Source organism: Janthinobacterium sp. JC611 (genome assembly GCF_018682595.1).
Taxonomy (GTDB): domain Bacteria; phylum Pseudomonadota; class Gammaproteobacteria; order Burkholderiales; family Burkholderiaceae_D; genus Janthinobacterium.
The window spans coordinates 62123-79985 of record NZ_JAFLJN010000037.1 but is presented as its reverse complement, the minus strand read 5'-3'; the positions used below and the strand labels follow the sequence as shown (position 1 = coordinate 79985).

The 17863-nt window shown below is 58.8% G+C and carries 17 protein-coding genes and 1 pseudogene; 14 read left to right on the top strand and 4 right to left on the bottom strand.

Annotation, left to right across the window (positions count from 1 at the left end; translation table 11 throughout):
* Positions 1–1203: an aminotransferase class V-fold PLP-dependent enzyme gene (locus J0O65_RS22885; protein ID WP_215409508.1), complete on the top strand. Its 1203-nt coding sequence runs from the start codon at positions 1–3 to the stop codon at positions 1201–1203.
* Positions 1204–1237: 34 nt separating this feature from the next.
* On the opposite strand, the gene ppsR is transcribed toward J0O65_RS22885, so the two are convergent.
* On the bottom strand, positions 1238–2086 hold the full coding sequence (gene ppsR / locus J0O65_RS22880; RefSeq protein WP_131686007.1) for a posphoenolpyruvate synthetase regulatory kinase/phosphorylase PpsR: 849 nt from the start codon (positions 2084–2086) through the stop codon (positions 1238–1240).
* Between the two features lie 152 nt (positions 2087–2238).
* On the opposite strand from ppsR, the gene ppsA reads away from it, so the two are divergent.
* The 6 genes from ppsA to J0O65_RS22850 all read left to right on the top strand — a co-directional run bounded on the left by ppsA (position 2239) and on the right by J0O65_RS22850 (position 7806).
* A complete protein-coding gene (gene ppsA, locus J0O65_RS22875; protein ID WP_215409507.1) occupies positions 2239–4671 on the top strand; it encodes a phosphoenolpyruvate synthase in 2433 nt (810 codons plus the stop codon).
* A 147-nt stretch (positions 4672–4818) separates the two neighbouring features.
* A complete protein-coding gene (locus J0O65_RS22870; protein WP_034752224.1) occupies positions 4819–5316 on the top strand; it encodes a Dps family protein in 498 nt (165 codons plus the stop codon).
* Between the two features lie 170 nt (positions 5317–5486).
* Positions 5487–5903 carry an NfeD family protein gene (locus J0O65_RS22865; RefSeq protein ID WP_099664321.1) on the top strand — a complete coding sequence of 139 codons (417 nt, stop codon included), beginning with the start codon at positions 5487–5489 and terminating at the stop codon, positions 5901–5903.
* A gap of 15 nt (positions 5904–5918) precedes the next feature.
* On the top strand, positions 5919–6863 hold the full coding sequence (locus J0O65_RS22860) for an SPFH domain-containing protein (protein ID WP_034752220.1): 945 nt from the start codon (positions 5919–5921) through the stop codon (positions 6861–6863).
* 361 nt (positions 6864–7224) lie between these two features.
* Positions 7225–7458, top strand: a complete 234-nt coding sequence (locus J0O65_RS22855; protein ID WP_215409506.1) for a hypothetical protein — start codon at positions 7225–7227, stop codon at positions 7456–7458.
* Positions 7459–7497: 39 nt separating this feature from the next.
* Positions 7498–7806 carry an H-NS histone family protein gene (locus tag J0O65_RS22850; protein ID WP_010397665.1) on the top strand — a complete coding sequence of 103 codons (309 nt, stop codon included), beginning with the start codon at positions 7498–7500 and terminating at the stop codon, positions 7804–7806.
* Positions 7807–8118: 312 nt separating this feature from the next.
* On the opposite strand, the gene smpB is transcribed toward J0O65_RS22850, so the two are convergent.
* Positions 8119–8568 carry an SsrA-binding protein SmpB gene (smpB, locus tag J0O65_RS22845; protein ID WP_034784131.1) on the bottom strand — a complete coding sequence of 150 codons (450 nt, stop codon included), beginning with the start codon at positions 8566–8568 and terminating at the stop codon, positions 8119–8121.
* A gap of 93 nt (positions 8569–8661) precedes the next feature.
* On the opposite strand from smpB, the gene J0O65_RS22840 reads away from it, so the two are divergent.
* The 4 genes and pseudogenes from J0O65_RS22840 to J0O65_RS22825 all read left to right on the top strand — a co-directional run bounded on the left by J0O65_RS22840 (position 8662) and on the right by J0O65_RS22825 (position 11906).
* Positions 8662–9093: a type II toxin-antitoxin system RatA family toxin gene (locus J0O65_RS22840; RefSeq protein WP_215409505.1), complete on the top strand. Its 432-nt coding sequence runs from the start codon at positions 8662–8664 to the stop codon at positions 9091–9093.
* Entirely contained in the window at positions 9086–9382 is a 297-nt protein-coding gene (locus tag J0O65_RS22835) for an RnfH family protein (protein WP_215409504.1), read from the top strand. The genes J0O65_RS22840 and J0O65_RS22835 overlap by 8 nt, the downstream gene beginning before the upstream one ends.
* A gap of 43 nt (positions 9383–9425) precedes the next feature.
* Positions 9426–10011 (top strand): annotated as a pseudogene (locus tag J0O65_RS22830) (DNA adenine methylase); the annotation flags it as partial.
* Between the two features lie 332 nt (positions 10012–10343).
* Positions 10344–11906: a DNA-directed RNA polymerase subunit beta family protein gene (locus tag J0O65_RS22825; protein WP_215409503.1), complete on the top strand. Its 1563-nt coding sequence runs from the start codon at positions 10344–10346 to the stop codon at positions 11904–11906.
* 121 nt (positions 11907–12027) lie between these two features.
* On the opposite strand, the gene J0O65_RS22820 is transcribed toward J0O65_RS22825, so the two are convergent.
* On the bottom strand, positions 12028–12339 hold the full coding sequence (locus J0O65_RS22820; RefSeq protein ID WP_215409502.1) for a hypothetical protein: 312 nt from the start codon (positions 12337–12339) through the stop codon (positions 12028–12030).
* A 274-nt stretch (positions 12340–12613) separates the two neighbouring features.
* On the opposite strand from J0O65_RS22820, the gene guaB reads away from it, so the two are divergent.
* The 3 genes from guaB (at position 12614) to J0O65_RS22805 (ending at position 17373) form a co-directional block, all read left to right on the top strand.
* Positions 12614–14074: an IMP dehydrogenase gene (guaB, locus tag J0O65_RS22815; RefSeq protein WP_215409501.1), complete on the top strand. Its 1461-nt coding sequence runs from the start codon at positions 12614–12616 to the stop codon at positions 14072–14074.
* A 66-nt stretch (positions 14075–14140) separates the two neighbouring features.
* Complete coding sequence (gene guaA, locus J0O65_RS22810; RefSeq protein ID WP_215409500.1) at positions 14141–15751, top strand: glutamine-hydrolyzing GMP synthase; 1611 nt, start codon at positions 14141–14143, stop codon at positions 15749–15751.
* Between the two features lie 425 nt (positions 15752–16176).
* Positions 16177–17373, top strand: coding sequence for a tyrosine-type recombinase/integrase (locus tag J0O65_RS22805; RefSeq protein WP_215409499.1), 1197 nt, complete (start codon positions 16177–16179; stop codon positions 17371–17373).
* A gap of 4 nt (positions 17374–17377) precedes the next feature.
* On the opposite strand, the gene J0O65_RS28400 is transcribed toward J0O65_RS22805, so the two are convergent.
* The gene (locus J0O65_RS28400) at positions 17378–17779 is read right to left on the bottom strand and encodes a helix-turn-helix transcriptional regulator (protein WP_215409493.1); all 402 of its coding nucleotides are present in this window, start codon (positions 17777–17779) and stop codon (positions 17378–17380) included.
* Positions 17780–17863 lie beyond the last annotated feature (84 nt).

Sequence of the window (17863 nt, the reverse complement as noted above, 5' to 3'; positions counted from 1 at the left end):
ATGTCCATCCCTCCGCTGGCCGACGGCGCCGCACGTGACGAAGCCTGGTGGCGCCAGGTGGCCGCCTTGTATCCCGCGCCGCCGGACGCCATCGTCAATCTCGAGCATGGCTATTTCGGCGCCATGGCCGCGCCCGTGCAAGCGGCCTTCGAGCAGGCCGTGCGCTACACGAATGAACAGCTGAGTCCTTTCGTGCGCGGCGAATTCACGCGCACGCATGTGGACATCCTGCGCCAGCGCGTCGCCGCGCTGATCCAGGCGCAGCCGCACGAGATATTGCTGACCCGCAGCGGCACCGAGTCCATGCAGCTGCTGATCGCGCAATACCACGGCCTGGTGCCCGGTGATACCGTGCTGTGGAGTAATCTCGACTATCCGGCCATGCGCACGGCCATGCGCTGGCTGGCGCAACGCCGTGGCGTCACCAGTACGCAAGTCACATTGGGCCTGCCCATCAGCGATGACGAGATCGTCGCCCGTTACGCGCAAGCCATGCGCCAGGCCGTCCACCCCAAATTGCTGCTGCTGTCGCAGGTGACGCCGGCCAACGGCCAGCAACTGCCGGTGCGGGAGATCATGGCGCTGGCGCGCGCACACGGCATCGACGTGCTGCTCGACAGCGCCCATGCGCTGGGGCAGGTCGACGTGGACGTGCAGGCCATGGGCGTCGATTTCGCCGGTTTCAATCTGCACAAATGGCTGGGGGCGCCGGCCGGACTCGGTGTCGTGTATATCCGCGCCTCGCAGCTGCACAAGATCGAGCCGCATTTGGGCGACGAGGATTATGCCGTGGATGATATCCGCGGCCGCCTGCACATGGGCATGCCGCCGATCGGCGCCATCCTGGCCGCGCCTGCCGCGCTGGACTTCCATGACCGCCTGGGCGGCACGCCGGCCAAGCGGGAGCGCCTGGCCTGGCTGCGCGATTACTGGGTCAGCCGCGCCGCGCAACTGCCCGGCGTGCGCATGTTGTCCCCGCTCGACGCCAGGCGCGGCACGGCGCTGGTGGCCTTTGCCGTCGACGGCATGGACGCACGCGCGCTGCAGCAAGCCTTGCTGCAGCGCTTTGGCATCTTCACGGTGGAGCGCAATATCGGCGATACCGACGTCGTGCGCGCCACGCTGGCCATCACGACCCAGACCAGCGAACTCGATCAGCTGGTCGCCGCGCTGACGGTGCTTTCGAGCGAAACGAACGCCTGACAAAACCGAGGCGCGGCAGGTTTGGTCCAGCGTTCTAGTATTCGCGGCGGTTCGGCTTGATTTCCTGGAGGATCGTCGTGGAGATCTCTTCGATCGACTTGGTGGTCGACGAGAGCCAGCGGATACCTTCGCGTTTCATCATTTTTTCCGCCTCGTTGACCTCGTAACGGCAATTTTCGATGGCCGCATACTTGCTTCCAGCGCGTCTTTCGTTGCGTATTTCCGACAAACGTTCGGGCGTAATGCTTAATCCAAAAATTTTATTCTTAAATTCCAGCAGGGCCGAGGGCAGCTTGTCGCGCTCGAAATCGTCGGGAATCAGCGGATAATTGGCCGCCTTGATGCCGTATTGCATGGCCAGATACAGGCTGGTCGGGGTCTTGCCAGAGCGCGAAACACCCACCAGAATGACATCGGCCGAGGACAGGTTCTTGTGCGACTGGCCATCGTCGTGCGCCAGCGAATAGTTGATCGCCTCGATGCGGTTCTTGTATTCCTCGCTGTCGACGATGTTGTGCGAGCGCCCGATGGTATGGGTCGACATCACGCCCAGCTCCTGTTCCAGCGGGGCGACGAAGGTCTGGATCAGGTCCATGTGCATGCCGCTGGACTTGCGGATCACGGCCGACAGGTCGTTCTTCACCAGGGTGGAGAAAATGATCGGGCGCTGGCCGTCGCTGGCGAAGGCTTCGTTGATCTTGCGCGCCGCCTCATAGGCCTTGTCCATGGTGTCGATGAAGGGCAGGCGGATCTGCCGGAAGCGCAGATCGAACTGCGTCAGCACCGAGTGGCCGAACGTCTCGGCGGTGATGCCGGTGCCGTCGGAAACGAAGAAGACGGTGCGGGCCGCGGACGGCAGAGGAGGGCGTGGTTCTTGTGTCATGGGTTTTCGGATCAAGATTGTGCGTCGTCAATTTGCGCCGCACAAGGTAAAATGGCTGCAACGGTATGATTGTGCTGCACGACGCCAAGAATAACAAGAAGACAGTCTGTGCGCCGCGCGTAAAGATTTCTATCATCAGTAAGGGTGTCATTATGACCAACGCAGTATCGCAACAGCAGGAAGACAAGGACGCGGTGTATGTCGCCTCGTTCGAGCATTTGCGCATGACGGATGTCGAATCCGTCGGCGGCAAGAACGCCTCCCTGGGCGAAATGATCAGCCAGCTGGCGGAAGCCGGCGTGCGCGTGCCCGGTGGCTTTGCCACCACGGCGCAGGCTTTCCGCGACTTCCTGTCGTATAGCGCCAACGGCGGCCTGCCGCTGGCCGAACGCATCGCCCAGCGCCTCGAAGGGCTGAACATCGATGACGTGCGCGCGCTGGCGCAAGCCGGTGCCGAGATCCGTCAATGGATCGTGGAAACCCCATTCCAGCCGCGCCTGGCCGCTGAAATCGACCAGTTCTACGCCAGGCTGGTGGCCGATTCCGACACCGAAATGTCGTTTGCCGTGCGTTCCTCCGCCACGGCGGAAGACTTGCCGGATGCGTCTTTTGCTGGTCAGCAAGAAACTTTCCTGAACGTGGTCGGCATCGACAACGTGCTCGAGGCCATGAAACAGGTATTCGCGTCGCTGTACAACGACCGCGCCATCTCGTATCGCGTGCACAAGGGCTTTACGCACGCTGAAGTGGCCTTGTCGGCCGGCGTGCAGCGCATGGTGCGTTCCGACCTGGGCGCGGCCGGCGTGATGTTCACCATCGATACGGAATCGGGCTTCAAGGACGTGGTCTTCGTCACTTCCAGCTATGGCCTGGGCGAAACCGTGGTGCAGGGCGCCGTCAATCCCGACGAATTCTACGTGCACAAGCCGATGCTGGAAAAGGGCAAGTCGCCCGTGATCCGCCGCAATATCGGCTCGAAGCTGCTGAAGATGGAATTCACGAACGAAGCGAAAGCCGGCCGTTCCGTGAAAACCGTCGACGTGCCCGTCGAAATGCGCAACCGCTACTCGCTGAACGACAGCGAAGTGGTGGAACTGGCCAAATACGCCGTCATCATCGAAAGCCACTACGGCCGTCCGATGGACATCGAGTGGGGCAAGGATGGCCGCGACGGCAAGCTGTACATCCTGCAGGCGCGTCCTGAAACCGTCAAGTCGCAGCAAAAGGCGACCGACGTGCAGGAACGCTTCAAGCTGAAAAGCACGGGCACCGTGCTGACGTCCGGCCGCGCCATCGGCCAGAAGATCGGCGCCGGCCCCGTGCGCGTGATCCACGACCCGGCCGACATGGAACGCGTGCAGCCAGGCGACGTGCTCGTTGCCGACATGACGGACCCGAACTGGGAACCGGTCATGAAGCGCGCGTCGGCCATCGTCACCAACCGTGGCGGCCGTACCTGCCACGCGGCAATTATCGCGCGTGAACTGGGCGTGCCGGCCGTCGTCGGCTGCGGCGACGCGACCGACGTGCTGAAAGACGGCACCTTCGTCACCGTGGTGTGCTCCGAAGGCGATGAAGGCAAGATCTACGATGGCCTGCTGGAAACGGAAGTGTCGGAAGTGTCGCGCGGCGAATTGCCTAAGCTCGACACCAAGATCATGCTCAACGTGGGCAATCCGCAGCTGGCGTTCGACTTCCAGTCCGTGCCGAATGCGGGCGTGGGTCTGGCGCGCCTGGAATTCATCATCAATAACAATATTGGCGTGCATCCGCGCGCGATCCTGGAATACCCGAACATCGACGCCGACCTGAAGAAGGCCGTGGAATCGGTGGCGCGCGGTCATGCCTCGCCGAAGGCGTTCTACATCGACAAGCTGGCCGAAGGCATCGCCACCATCGCCGCCGCGTTCTGGCCGAAAAAAGTCATCGTGCGCCTGTCCGACTTCAAGTCGAACGAGTACAAGAAGCTGATCGGCGGTTCGCGCTACGAGCCGGACGAGGAAAACCCGATGCTGGGCTTCCGCGGCGCGGCGCGCTACCTGTCGGCCGACTTCTCCGAAGCGTTCAACATGGAATGCGAAGCGATGAAGCGCGTGCGCAATGACATGGGCCTGACGAACGTGGAAATCATGGTGCCATTCGTGCGCACCCTGGGCCAGGCCGAGAAAGTCATCGACTTGCTGGCGAAAAACGGCTTGAAGCGCGGCGAGAACGACCTGCGCGTCATCATGATGTGCGAAGTGCCGTCGAACGCCATCCTGGCCGACCAGTTCCTCGACCATTTCGACGGTTTCTCGATCGGTTCGAACGATCTGACCCAGCTGACCCTGGGTCTGGACCGCGATTCCGGCATGGAATTGCTGGCCGCCGACTTCGACGAGCGCGATCCTGCCGTGAAAGCCCTGCTGGCCCTGGCCATCAAGGCTTGCCTGGCGCGCGGCAAGTACATCGGCATCTGCGGCCAGGGGCCTTCCGACCATCCGGACTTCGCCGTCTGGTTGATGGAGCAGGGCATCGAATCGATGTCCCTCAATCCTGACTCGGTGATCGACACCTGGCAGAAGCTCGCCGCGCTGAAAGCGTAAGCAGCTGTATCGCCCTCTGAAAACCCGCTGCCGCTCACCCGGCAGCGGGTTTTTTTTATGCTTGCCATGGCGCGCACGGCTGCATTGGGTGGGCTTGCGCCAGATCAGCTAAAATGATTCCACCAATACATTGAAACGGGAGTTCTCATGGCAAGCAAGAAACCGAGCAAAGTGGCAAAGATCGACATCGGCATTTCCGAGGCGGACCGCGCGAAGATCGCGGAAGGCCTGTCCGGCCTGCTGGCCGACAGCTACACCTTGTACTTGATGACCCACAATTTTCACTGGAACGTCAAGGGCCCGATGTTCAACACCCTGCACCTGATGTTCATGACGCAATACACGGAGCAGTGGGCCGCGCTGGACCTGATCGCCGAGCGCATCCGCGCCCTCGGCTATCCGGCGCCGGGCACCTACAAGGAATTCGTCAAGCTGGCCTCGATCAAGGAAATCGACGGCGTACCGCCGGCGCTGGACATGGTCAGCCATCTGGTGTCGGCACAGGAAGCGACCGCGCGCACGGCGCGCCGCTTGTTCCCGCTGCTGGAAAAAGCCAATGACCAGCCGACGGCCGACCTGATCACGCAGCGCCTGGATTTGCATGAAAAGACGGCGTGGATGCTGCGCAGCCTGCTGGAAGAATAAACTGGCGGCGTTAATTCGCCCCCGGCTATTGACGCCATCAGGAATTGCGTTAGACTGGCTGTATATAGGTGTTTGGCAAGAATAATATCAGGCAGTACAGCACATTAAACCCCGTCGCTTATATAGGCTGCGGGGTTTTTTATTTTCGGATTCGCAAAGATGGAGGCATCATGGCTGAATGGGTAGGCTGGTTTGTGGCGGCTGGTGCGGTATTGATCCTGGAATTGTTTACAGGCACGTTCTATTTGCTGATGATCGCCATCGGCATCAGTGCCGGAGGATTGGTGGCGCTGGCGGGCGGCAATGGCGGTTGGCAAGCCCTGACGGCGGCCATTGTCGGCGTGGCGGCCACGCTGTTATTGCGGCGCAGCCGTTTTGGCAAGGCGGCGCGGCGCGATGCGGCGCAGGATCCGAATGTGAATCTCGATATCGGCCAAAGCGTGGCGGTCGCGCATTGGGTCGATGGCGCGGCGCGCGTCATGTACCGTGGCGCCTTGTGGGATGTGGAACTGATTCCCGGCAGCGATACGCAGGCCGGTCATTACACCATTCGTGCCGTGCGTGGCAGCCGTTTGATCGTTGGATAACCTGGAGAGTAGATTATGGAAGTAAGCATTGGAAGCGTGTCGCTGATCTTGTTGTTGCTGGCATTGGTATTTGTCTTCAAGACGGTCAATGTGGTGCCGCAGCAGCATGCCTGGGTGGTGGAGCGTCTGGGTAAATTCCATGCGGTACTGGGTCCGGGCCTGAATATTGTCGTGCCTTTTGTCGACCGCATCGCCTACAAGCACGTGCTCAAGGAGATTCCGCTCGACGTGCCGCCGCAGGTATGCATTACGCGCGACAATACGCAATTGCAGGTCGATGGCATTCTGTATTTCCAGATTACCGACGCCATGCGTGCATCGTATGGCTCGTCGAATTATATTGCCGCCATTACGCAACTGGCGCAAACGACTTTGCGTTCGGTGATCGGTAAAATGGAACTCGACAAGACATTTGAAGAACGCGACCATATCAATACGGCGATCGTGAATGCCATCGATGAATCAGCGGCGAATTGGGGCGTCAAGGTATTGCGCTATGAAATCAAGGATTTGACGCCGCCCAAGGAAATCCTGCATGCGATGCAGGCACAGATTACGGCCGAGCGCGAAAAGCGCGCGCTGATTGCCGCCTCGGAAGGGCGCAAGCAGGAGCAGATCAATATCGCCAGCGGCGAGCGCGAAGCGGCCATCGCCCGCTCGGAGGGCGAGAAGCAGGCATCGATCAACCGTGCAGAAGGCCAGGCCACGGCCATCGTCGCGCTGGCGCAGGCCAGTGCGGAAGCGCTGCGCCAGGTGGGCGCCGCCATTCGCGAACCGGGCGGAGAAGATGCCGTCAACCTGAAAGTGGCCGAGCAATATGTGGGCGCGTTCGCGCAATTGGCGAAAACAAATAACTCGATTATCGTGCCGGCCAATCTGGGTGATATGAGTGGTTTGATCGCCACGGCAATGCAGGTGGTGAAAACGCAGAAGCCGAAAGGCGGCGTGGCGATTCCTTGATTGCCTGGTGAATAGCAAACGCATAGCAAGTTTGTCGTCAATACTGCCCGCCGTAACGCGGGCAGTTTTCATTTGCGCTGCCCGAATATATACCGGCGGCAGGGCTCGCGTATCCGCGCGTGAATCGGTAACGTTGAAAATCTTTTCTTTATGCTATGCTGTGCGAACTTTCTGGATTATATGCCGTCGTGTGACGTTTATCTATTTGAATGAAGTGGCATCTGCTGCGGATGCGTGGCGATGATTGTACCGATATCCGCGCCCTATACTTGCATGATGTTTGGGGAGCAGCTGCATAATTGGCGATAGTATTGCTCCCATGTATGTTTCGAATTGCCATTTGTAATTACTATAAATTGCAATGAAACAAAAAATACTGCAAAATAAATACTTCCAATGGTGCTGTATTGAATCGCAGCCGCACAAAGCAGAGGCGCTTGCACAGGCAGTTCATGCGCGATGTCCGTTCCTCGTGGTTGAAGGATTGCAGTGCTTGAAAGCCGGGGGGGGCGGGTTTTTTGGTAAAAGAATTGTAAAAAACAATCAAATCTCAAGAAAAATCACCTCAGTCGCGTTACAATTGGATAGAATTTAACTGTTCAGTTATATTTTTCAACTCACACAAGGAAATATCATGGATCTGTCCAGCTTATCCCTGTCCGAACTGCGCACCTTGCAGGACGACATCAAGAAGCAAATGAAGAAACGCGAACAGGACGATCTGTCCAAGGCGCGCGAGCAAATCCTGGCCATCGCCCAGAGCGTGGGCGTTTCCGTCAAAGACCTGGTTGGTACGGGTATCCGCGCTAAAACCGGCACCGTCGCGGTACGCTATCGCAATCCGGATGATGCGACGCAGCAATGGACTGGCCGTGGCCGTCAACCGAAATGGGTCAAAGAGTGGACCGATTCGGGCAAGTCGCGTGATCTGCTGAAGGTATGATCCTGAAGGTTTAAATAACCGTTCATTCGGATGCTTGTCCTGTGGAGTGGTACAGGTGTAGTACAAGGCAGCATGCAAGCATCCGGAACTTTCCTGCATTATCGTCTTTGGCCAGACAGGCAAAGCTGATTCATTCGCTTATCTCCACGGTATTTTCACCAATACCCGTCTTATTTCCGCAGCCTCTCTTCTTTTCCCTGTTTTATTCCGTCGCGCCGTGCTTTTCCATTTGCCGCCGGCGCCGGCAAAATAAAACCCGGCATATAGCCGGGCTGGAAGGTATCGGCGCAGCATGCTGCGCGTGGTGCCGGATCAGCGGCGGTGCGACTTCATTGCCGCCTGCACTTCGCGCGCGCCGTCGCGGTCGCGTTCCGCCGCCCGCTTGTCGTGCTGCTTCTTGCCCTTGGCCAGGCCGATTTCGCATTTCACGCGGCCGCCCTTGTAGTGCAGGTTGAGCGGCACCAGCGTATAGCCGGAGCGTTCCACCTTGCCGATCAGTTTATCCATTTCCGCGCGGTGCAGCAGCAGCTTGCGCGTGCGCACGGCTTCCGGATGGATATGGGTGGAGGCGGTCGGCAGGGCGCTGATATGCGCGCCGAACAGGAAGAGTTCATCGCCGCGGACGACGACGTAGGCTTCCTTGATTTGTACGCGGGCGTCGCGGATGGCTTTGACTTCCCAGCCTTCCAGCACGATGCCGGCTTCGTAGCGATCCTCGATAAAGTAGTCGTGGAAGGCTTTTCTGTTGTCTGCTATGGTCATGAGATGGTAAATGTGCGCGGGTCGGTTAAACTACTGTCTCGCGCAAGCGCGATAAAATCAAATGTATCCAACATCATAGCAAATGGTTCTTCAATGGCAGTAGTACATAAATCAGTTTTTCTCGGCTACAGCGCCGAACAGATGTTCGCGCTGGTGGCGGCGGTGGAGGATTATCCCAAATTCCTGCCCTGGTGCGGTGCGGTCGAGGTTCGCGAGCGGGGCGAGGATACGGTTGTCGCCAGCGTGGGCATACATTACCACGGCGTGCGCCAAAGCTTCACCACGTCCAACGAGAACGTGCCGCCGACTTCCATCAAGATGAAGCTGGTGGACGGCCCTTTCAAGACCCTCGACGGCGTGTGGACCTTCAAGGCCCTGCGCGAAGATGCGTGCAAGATCGAACTGGACCTGCACTATGAGTTTTCCAGCCGCGTGCTCGAACAGATCATCGGCCCCGTCTTCGGCATGATCGCCAACAGCATGGTCGATTCCTTCTGCAAGCGCGCGGAGACGGTGTATGGCTGAAGCGGACATCGCGGTACAGGTTTGCTACGCGCTGCCGGACAGCGCGTTCCTGCGGTCCCTGCGCGTGCCTGCGGGCACGACCATCGAGCAGGCGGTGATGCGGAGCGGCTTGCTGCAGAAAATCCCCGGCATCGACCTGGCCATCAGCATGGTCGGCATCTATGGCAAGCGCAAGCCGCTCGATACCGTATTGCGCGAGCATGACCGGGTGGAAGTCTACCGTCCCTTGCAAGCGGACCCGAAGGAGGCGCGCCGGCGCCGTGCCGGCGGCAAGCCGGCGAAGGGCTGAGCGGGCGGGGCGGTTGCGCGACGCTGCCTGGCGCGCCATTTTTTTCGTGCGTCAGTTCAAATGGGCGCTGTCGAGCCACTAGGTGTTCAGGTGGCTGCAGGACACGCCTCCGCATACCCTGACGGACCTGCAGCGTGTCGCCCGTTTCCTCTACCTGCAGCAGCATGCCTTCGGCGGCAAGGTCGACGGGCAGAGCCGGGGCACGGCGACCACGGCACCGCCGCTCAACCTGCTGCGCATCAAGGAGAGCCTGTCGGCCGCGCACCTGCGCCTCTTTGGCCCTTACATCGAGAACCTGGACTGGCACAAGTGCATGGAGCGCTACGACCGCCGCACACGTTGTTTTACCTGGACCTGCCGTACTGGGAGACGGCTGGCTATGGTGTGGACTTTGAGTTCGAGCAATACGAGAAGATGGCTGAGCTGATGGCCAGGCTGAAGGGCAAGGCCATCTTGAGCCTGAATGGCCACCCTGACATCCGCCGCGTGTTCGGGCGTTTCCAGATGGATACAACCGGTATCCAGTACAGCGTGGGCGGCGCTGGCAGGGCGGTTGAACGAAAAGAATTGATCATTACAGCTGGGATAGGGCGGCTGAGCCGGCCGGACTGTTCCAAAGAGTTCGGTAGACAGGTGCCAGCGCTTAAGAAGAGTGAGATAGTCTTCGCGCTGGCGCGAGACTTGCTTCGAGGGCGGAAATATGAAGGGGGCGTTCGAGGCGGCTATTTCGGGCCGCCAATAAGCTTCGACCGTCTTCTTTCGCCCTGAATTGGACTTTCGCATCAACATGTGACAATGCGTGATTTTCCTCACTGGGTAATTCGTTATGCTCAAGGGCAGTTGGTGGCCAGGCGACTAGTCATGACCAGTTTTCGTGGCGCGATGAAACGATACCGTCCTGCTCATGCGCCTGAATTGCCTTTCAGTCCATATCGGATGTATCAACAACATGGAGCCGCATATGTTTAACTTCTACATAGGCAACATCGCCGGTGGCGTCGTGACGGCCGCACAGGAAGCTGTAGGTTCAACGATCGCGCTGCTGAATCCGGGGGCGTCCGATCTACAAGGCTGGGAGCTGACGAAAGATGGCCATCTCATCCTGAGCTCTTCTTCGGCAGACCTCTGTCTGAGCATTGCAAACGACCAACTCCAGAATGGCGCCGCCGTGACTCTTGCAGAAAAGGGCGCGAGTGGATACTTTCAGCAGTGGAACTACGACGCCACCAGCTCCCAGCTATCGCTCCAGAAACACTCCAGCTATCTTTTGTCCAATGCCTCCGGTGGCCCGGCGGGCCCCCTCGTCTACGTTTCAACGGCGTCGACCTCTGCGCAGAGTCAATGGAATCTGATCGTCATCAGCACACTCCCGCAACCGATGATCGGCATGAACTGGGAACCTGCGCCTTCGGACTACAATGGCTTGCCGGCGCCGACCAAGTATGGAGATACCGATTTCGCCAATGCGGATTTCCAGGAGCTTTGGAGCTCGGATGCACGCCATGATCTTGGAACGATCGCGGGCTTCGGTTGCAATACGATCAAAATGTATAACTGGAGTGTGCCGGCGCCGAACGGGTATTGGATGCGCGATCACAAGTCGTTTCTCACCGCCGCGGCGAACGCCGGCCTGACCGTCATCGTCCCGATTAGCAATTTCTTTACAGGCACCGCCTACAGCAACCGGACCCAAAACCCTAATCCGGCGGGACCATTGCCCAGCACGCAGCTGGCGTCTTGGATCACCTGGATCGTCACCGAAGTCTATGCGAACAATATTACCGCCGGACCGGTGGTGATGTGGGCAATCGGCAATGAATACGATAATAGCAATAACGGTGCCTATGGCTATTGCGAGGCGCAGGATATCGCGATGATCGCAAGTCTTATTATTGCTGCGGAGGCGAGCCTCGGCATTCCCATTGCAAATGTGTTGCCGTTCACCAGCCCGGTCACAACTGCGATCTACCCGGTCAACACCAGTATTTCGCAGGCTAACCCGGCCACCAATGCGATAATGGGGCAGTATGCAATCCAGGCGCTTAGCGATGCCTTCAGCACGGCAGGGATTCCAGCGACGCGTTTCATCGCGTCGGTCAACTCCTACCAGACTGGTGCCCAACTGACGACCTACAACTCGGCGTTTGCAGCGGCATTCCCCGGCATGTACTGGTTCTACGGCGAACTTGGGTGGAGCAACGCCAACGGTGGCAAAAGCACCCAGGCCGACAATCTCTACGATCAGTTCTCGACGATTCTTCCATTGGCGAAGGCAGCCGGCAGTACGTTCTTGGGCGCCTGCTGTTTCGAATATTCCGACGAGCTTTGGAAAGGAGCCTCGGGGTCGTCGGAAGTCGAGTTCGGGATCTACACTTTTCCCGCGAATGGCACACCTAAGACCGCGCTGGAAGGCGACCACTCGCCGGTGTATGGCGCATCCTACCCGGTCGATGTGTTCGTGGCGCGCCCGGCCGTAGCATCCTTCATCGCTGCGATTGCGGGGCAGCCGAATCCCAAGTCCTGAGCATGGCGTTGAAGTGATCCAAGGCATAGCCCCCACTGATCGCTTTTCGGGGTTGGGGCAACTTGTGCAGTCCAGTACCTGAAAGTCTTTCCGGCAACGCCAAAGACTGTTAATCGGTCCGTCACTGCTTCAAGTTCTGGCTCTGCGTGTCCATTTTTCCCGGCGCTGCAGCAGGGGGGGCACCTGACGATGCCCAGCCGACCACGTGCCCGGCCTGATCGACCAACACGATGACTTTGCGGCCAGTTGCCTCGCTCCTGTATATTAGCTGCGAGTACTCGCCCCGATGCTGGTAGGTGGCGGGGGTGCCGTAACGTGCAGCGAGGGTGAAGCTGTCCAGCCCCATCAGATCACTGCCGCGGCTTTCGGCAATCCCGCCCGCGGCACAGCTGAGCAGTATCTGCAAGAGGAGGGCGCCCAGCACATGCTTCATTGTAATTTTTCCTTTGGTAATATGCTCATAGGCGGGGTGTGCTTTCCAGTATGTTGGGCCTCGTCTCCGTTGATCTTGTGCAGTTTCATTTAAGGTCATGAGGGGCAGCTATGTGGGCAAATGTCCGGGCGAAATTTGGGCGAAAACGCAGACTTTTCCAGACCATTCCATAGAAACAAGAATGGCCTGCACTCTATGTCTACAGGGGGGAGAATGTTTAAGACAAGAATCAAGAATTTCTGTATAATCTGCTTTTGCGCCAATAGGAAATGCTATGCGTCTACTTCAAAAAGCACTCACATTCGATGACGTGCTGCTCGTCCCAGCCTACTCCAACGTTCTGCCCGCCGACACGTCCCTCAAAACTCGCCTGACCCGCAATATCACCCTGAATATTCCCTTGCTGTCCGCAGCCATGGATACGGTGACGGAAGCCCGTCTGGCGATCGCGATGGCCCAGGAAGGCGGCATCGGCATCATCCACAAGAATTTGAATCCGAAGGACCAGGCGCGTGAAGTGGCCCGCGTGAAGCGTTTCGAAGCTGGCGTGCTGCGTGATCCGATCACGATTCCGCCGGAAATGAAAATCCGCGATGTGATCGCGCTGACGGAACAATACGGTATCAGCGGCTTCCCTGTCGTCAAGGGCAAGGAAGTGGTCGGCATCATCACCAACCGCGATTTGCGCTTTGAAAAGGAACTCGACGCGGAAGCCTCCGCCAAGATGACCCCGCGCGAAAAACTCGTGGTCGTCAAGGAAGATGCCGATACGGCCGAAGCCAAGCGCCTGATGAACAAGCACCGCCTCGAGCGCGTGCTGGTCGTCAACGACGCCTTCGAATTGCGCGGCCTGATCACCGTCAAGGATATCCAGAAGTCGACTTCCCACCCGTTCGCGTCGAAAGACAGCCAGGGCAAGCTGCTGGTCGGCGCCGCCGTCGGCGTCGGCGCCAAGGATGAAGAGCGCATCGACCTGCTGGTCGCCGCCGGTGTCGACGTGCTGGTGGTCGATACGGCCCACGGCCACTCGCAAGGCATCCTCGACCGCGTACGCTGGATCAAGACCAAGTACCCGCAAGTGGAAGTGATTGGCGGCAACATCGCCACCGCCGCCGCCGCCAAGGCGCTGGTGGAATACGGCGCCGATGCCGTCAAGGTCGGCATCGGTCCTGGCTCGATCTGCACCACGCGCATCGTCGCCGGTGTGGGCGTGCCGCAAATCACGGCCATCTCGAACGTGGCCGAAGCTTTGGCCGGCACGGGCGTGCCATGTATCGCCGACGGCGGTATCCGCTTCTCGGGCGATATTTCCAAGGCACTGGCCGCTGGCGCCTCGACCGTCATGATGGGTTCCATGTTTGCCGGTACGGAAGAAGCACCGGGCGAAGTGATCCTGTACCAGGGCCGCAGCTACAAATCGTACCGCGGCATGGGTTCGCTGGGCGCGATGTCCGATGGTTCGGCTGACCGTTACTTCCAGGATGCCACCATGAAGGCCGACAAGTTCGTGCCTGAAGGTATCGAAGGCCGCGTCGCCTACAAGGGCAGCGTGCTGGCGATCATCTTCCAGCTGGTGGGCGGCGTGCGTCAATCGATGGGTTACTGCGGTTGCGCCACCATCGACGAATTGCGTGAAAAAGCGGAATTCGTGGAAATCACCTCGGCCGGCATGCGCGAATCGCATGTCCATGATGTGCAGATTACCAAGGAAGCGCCGAATTACCGTTCCGAGTAAGTAGCGACAGACCAGACCGGCGCCCAGTGCGCCGGTTTTGTAATGACCACAGATAAAGTCCCCATCATGCATTCTAAAATCCTCATTCTCGATTTCGGTTCCCAAGTCACCCAGTTGATCGCCCGCCGCGTGCGCGATTCCGGCGTGTTTTCCGAAGTCTTCCCGTATGACGTCAGCGACGAATTCGTGCGCAACTATGGCGCCGCCGGCGTGATCCTGTCGGGCAGCCACAATTCCACCCTGGACGGCGATTCGCCGCGCGCGCCGCAAGCCGTGTTCGAGCTGGGCGTGCCCGTGCTGGGCATCTGCTACGGCATGCAAACCATGGCGGCCCAGCTGGGCGGCAAGGTGGAAAACGGCCTGGTGCGCGAATTCGGCTACGCCGAAGTGCGCGCCCGCAGCCACACCAAGTTGCTCAACGGCATCGCCGACTTCGTCACCGACGAAGGCCACGGCATGCTGAAAGTGTGGATGAGCCATGGCGACAAGGTGCTGGAAATGCCGCCAGGCTTCAAATTGATGGGCAACACCCCGAGCTGCCCGATCGCCGCCATGGCCGACGAAGAGCGCCAGTTCTACGGCGTGCAATTCCATCCGGAAGTGACGCACACGGTGCAGGGCAAGGCCATCATCGGCCGTTTCGTGCATGAAATCTGCGGCTGCAAGTCGGACTGGAACATGCCCGACTACATCAGCGAAGCGGTGGAAAAGATCCGCGCGCAAGTGGGCACGGATGAGGTCATCCTGGGCCTGTCCGGCGGCGTCGATTCCTCCGTCGCCGCAGCCCTGATCCACCGCGCCATCGGCGACCAGCTGACCTGCGTCTTCGTCGACCACGGCCTGCTGCGCCTGGACGAGGGCAAGATGGTGATGGACATGTTCGCCAAGAACCTGGGCGTGAAAGTCATCCGCATCGATGCGGAAGAGCAGTTCATGGGCCACCTGGCCGGCGTCACCGACCCGGAGCAGAAGCGCAAGATCATCGGCCGCGAATTCGTTGAAGTGTTCCAGGTCGAGTCGGGCAAGCTGGTCAACGCCAAATGGCTGGCGCAAGGCACGATCTATCCGGACGTGATCGAATCGGCCGGCAAGGGTAAAAAGGGTCAGACGATCAAGAGCCACCACAACGTGGGCGGCTTGCCGGACACCATGAAGCTCAAGCTGCTCGAACCCTTGCGCGAACTGTTCAAGGACGAAGTGCGCAAGCTGGGCGTGGCCCTGGGCTTGCCGCATGACATGGTCTACCGTCACCCATTCCCGGGTCCGGGCCTGGGCGTGCGCATCCTCGGCGAAGTCAAGAAGGACTATGCAGACCTGCTGCGCCGCGCCGACGCCATCTTCATCGAAGAACTGCGCAACACGCCGTACGAATTCGTCGCCGGCCAGGCCGTCGATCCGGACGCGCTGCCAGCGAACTGGTACGAAGCGACGAGCCAGGCGTTCGCTGTGTTCCTGCCCGTCAAGTCGGTAGGCGTGATGGGCGACGGCCGCACCTACGAATACGTGGTGGCCCTGCGCGCCGTGCAGACGCAGGACTTCATGACGGCACACTGGGCGCACCTGCCGCACAGCTTGCTGGGCAAGGTCTCCAACCGCATCATCAATGAAGTGCGCGGCATCAACCGCGTCGTCTACGATATCTCGGGCAAGCCGCCGGCGACCATCGAGTGGGAATAATCTCCCGTCCGGCACCGTAAGGTAACGCCGGGTCAATGAAGCAGCTAAGCCCCTGATTTTTCAGGGGCTTTTTTTATTTTGTCTGGCAAACGCAAGCATCATATGGCAGCGTCAAGCGGTTTTTTTTGATGGTAGTTTTCGTGGTATCGCAAGCGTGCATTTGCCGGAGGGGTACTCGTACCATCATGGGCACAGGTCGCCATAGATGGTATTTTGATGGTATTTTTTGATCTAAGTGACTGATTGTAAAAGATATTTTTTCTTTGGTGAAGAGATGTCACGCTGATGGTATCAAATCCCTTTTACTCCCCCCGATTTGCCCTCGATTTCACCTTGAGTGAATAGGTTTTTTTTGTATAAGTATTTGATTTGGTGAGATATTATGAAGTGACGTTGCTAACGTGATGGTACCGAAAGGGTGGATCATGCTCACTGACACCAAGCTGAAAAATCTTAAGCCTGCCGATAAGGCATATAAGGTGCCTGACCGCGATGGACTTTACGCTCTTGTGCTTAAAAGTGGCACCGTGTCGTTTCGCTATAATTACCGCGTACATGGCCGACAGGAAACGCTGGTACTCGGCCAGTATGGCACTTCGGGTTTGAGTCTGCAGGAGGCGAGAGCCCGGCTAAGCGAGGCTAAAAAGGAGTTGTCAGAAGGAAAGTCACCGGCTCGCCTCAAAGCGCAGGTGCGGACGCAGGCCGCAGCTGGTGGCCGGTTCGGTGCCTGGGCTGAACAATGGCTGCTCAAGTACAAAATGGCAGAATCGACGCGGGATATGCGGCGCTCGGTGTATGAACGCGATCTGAAGCGCCCATTTGGCAGTCTCTTGCTGCATGAAATAACGCACAACGAGCTACGTTCCGTATGCGACACCATCCTCGCACGTGGCGCCCCTGCGACGGCCGTGCACGCGCGCGATATCGTCAAACTGGTCTTCAAGTATGCGGAACAACAAGGACAACAGATCATCAACCCTGCGGATCTGGTCGCTCCCTCATCCATTGCCGTATTTGAGCCGCGCGACCGCGCGTTGGGGGCCGAAGAGATCGCGCTGTTCTACGAACATATCGAATACGTGCAGTGCGCGCCGACCTTGCGTCTGGCTTGCAAATTATTATTGCTCACCATGGTGCGCAAATCCGAACTGACGGACGCAACATGGAGTGAGGTGAACTTTACCGATGCTCTATGGACTATTCCGGCCCGACGTATGAAACGCCGCAACCCCCACAATGTCTATCTGTCGCGCCAAGCGCTGGATATGTTCGTTGCGTTGCGTACCTGTGCTGGCACATCCGATTATATTTTGCCATCGCGATATGACCCTGATGTGCCGATGAATGGTGCTTCGCTCAATCGCATCCTGGTGTCAGTCTGCGCCACGGCACGAGACTGTGGGAAACAACTGGCCGATTTTTCGCCGCACGATTTGCGGCGAACAGCATCGACCCTGCTGCACGAAGCCGGCTACAACACCGATTGGATCGAAAAATGTCTTGCCCACGAGCAGAGGGGCGTGCGAGCCGTGTACAACAAGGCTGAGTATTCGGTGCAGCGCCGAACCATGCTGCAGGAGTGGGCAGACATGATCGACGTCTGGGCAAAGCGGAAAGATTAAAAGATCATTTAGACGGGCTGCGCGACAGTGGCTGTGCCTGCGGAGTACCGGGCAGGCGTGCTGCCGTTTGCTGTTCTGCGATCCAGGCATCCACTTCCTTGAGATCCCACGCGACCAGGCGCGAGGTAATACAAAAGCGCCGGGGAAATTTTCCTCGTTTTTCGAGGTTTAGGATGGTGCGCTCGCACAGCGGCACTTTTTGTAAAAGCTGGCGGCGTTTAATGAGGACCCGGCCAGGTATCCTGAGGTCGCTCTCGGTAAGCGTCCGTGCTGCGCGGGTTGATCGGCTGGCTTTCTGAGCAGCCTGACGCTGGCGCTTGATGCCGCCGATAATTGCCCGCTGACCAAAGGCTGGATACACCGAGGGGGCAAAGGGCGATTGGTTCGAAGGGTGATTGTATTTCATGATGAACTGTCTCCATGACCGATGACGGATGATCCTGAGCCATGGTGGCTGCGCTGATCGTGGGCATCAAGTTGAAAGCCGGCA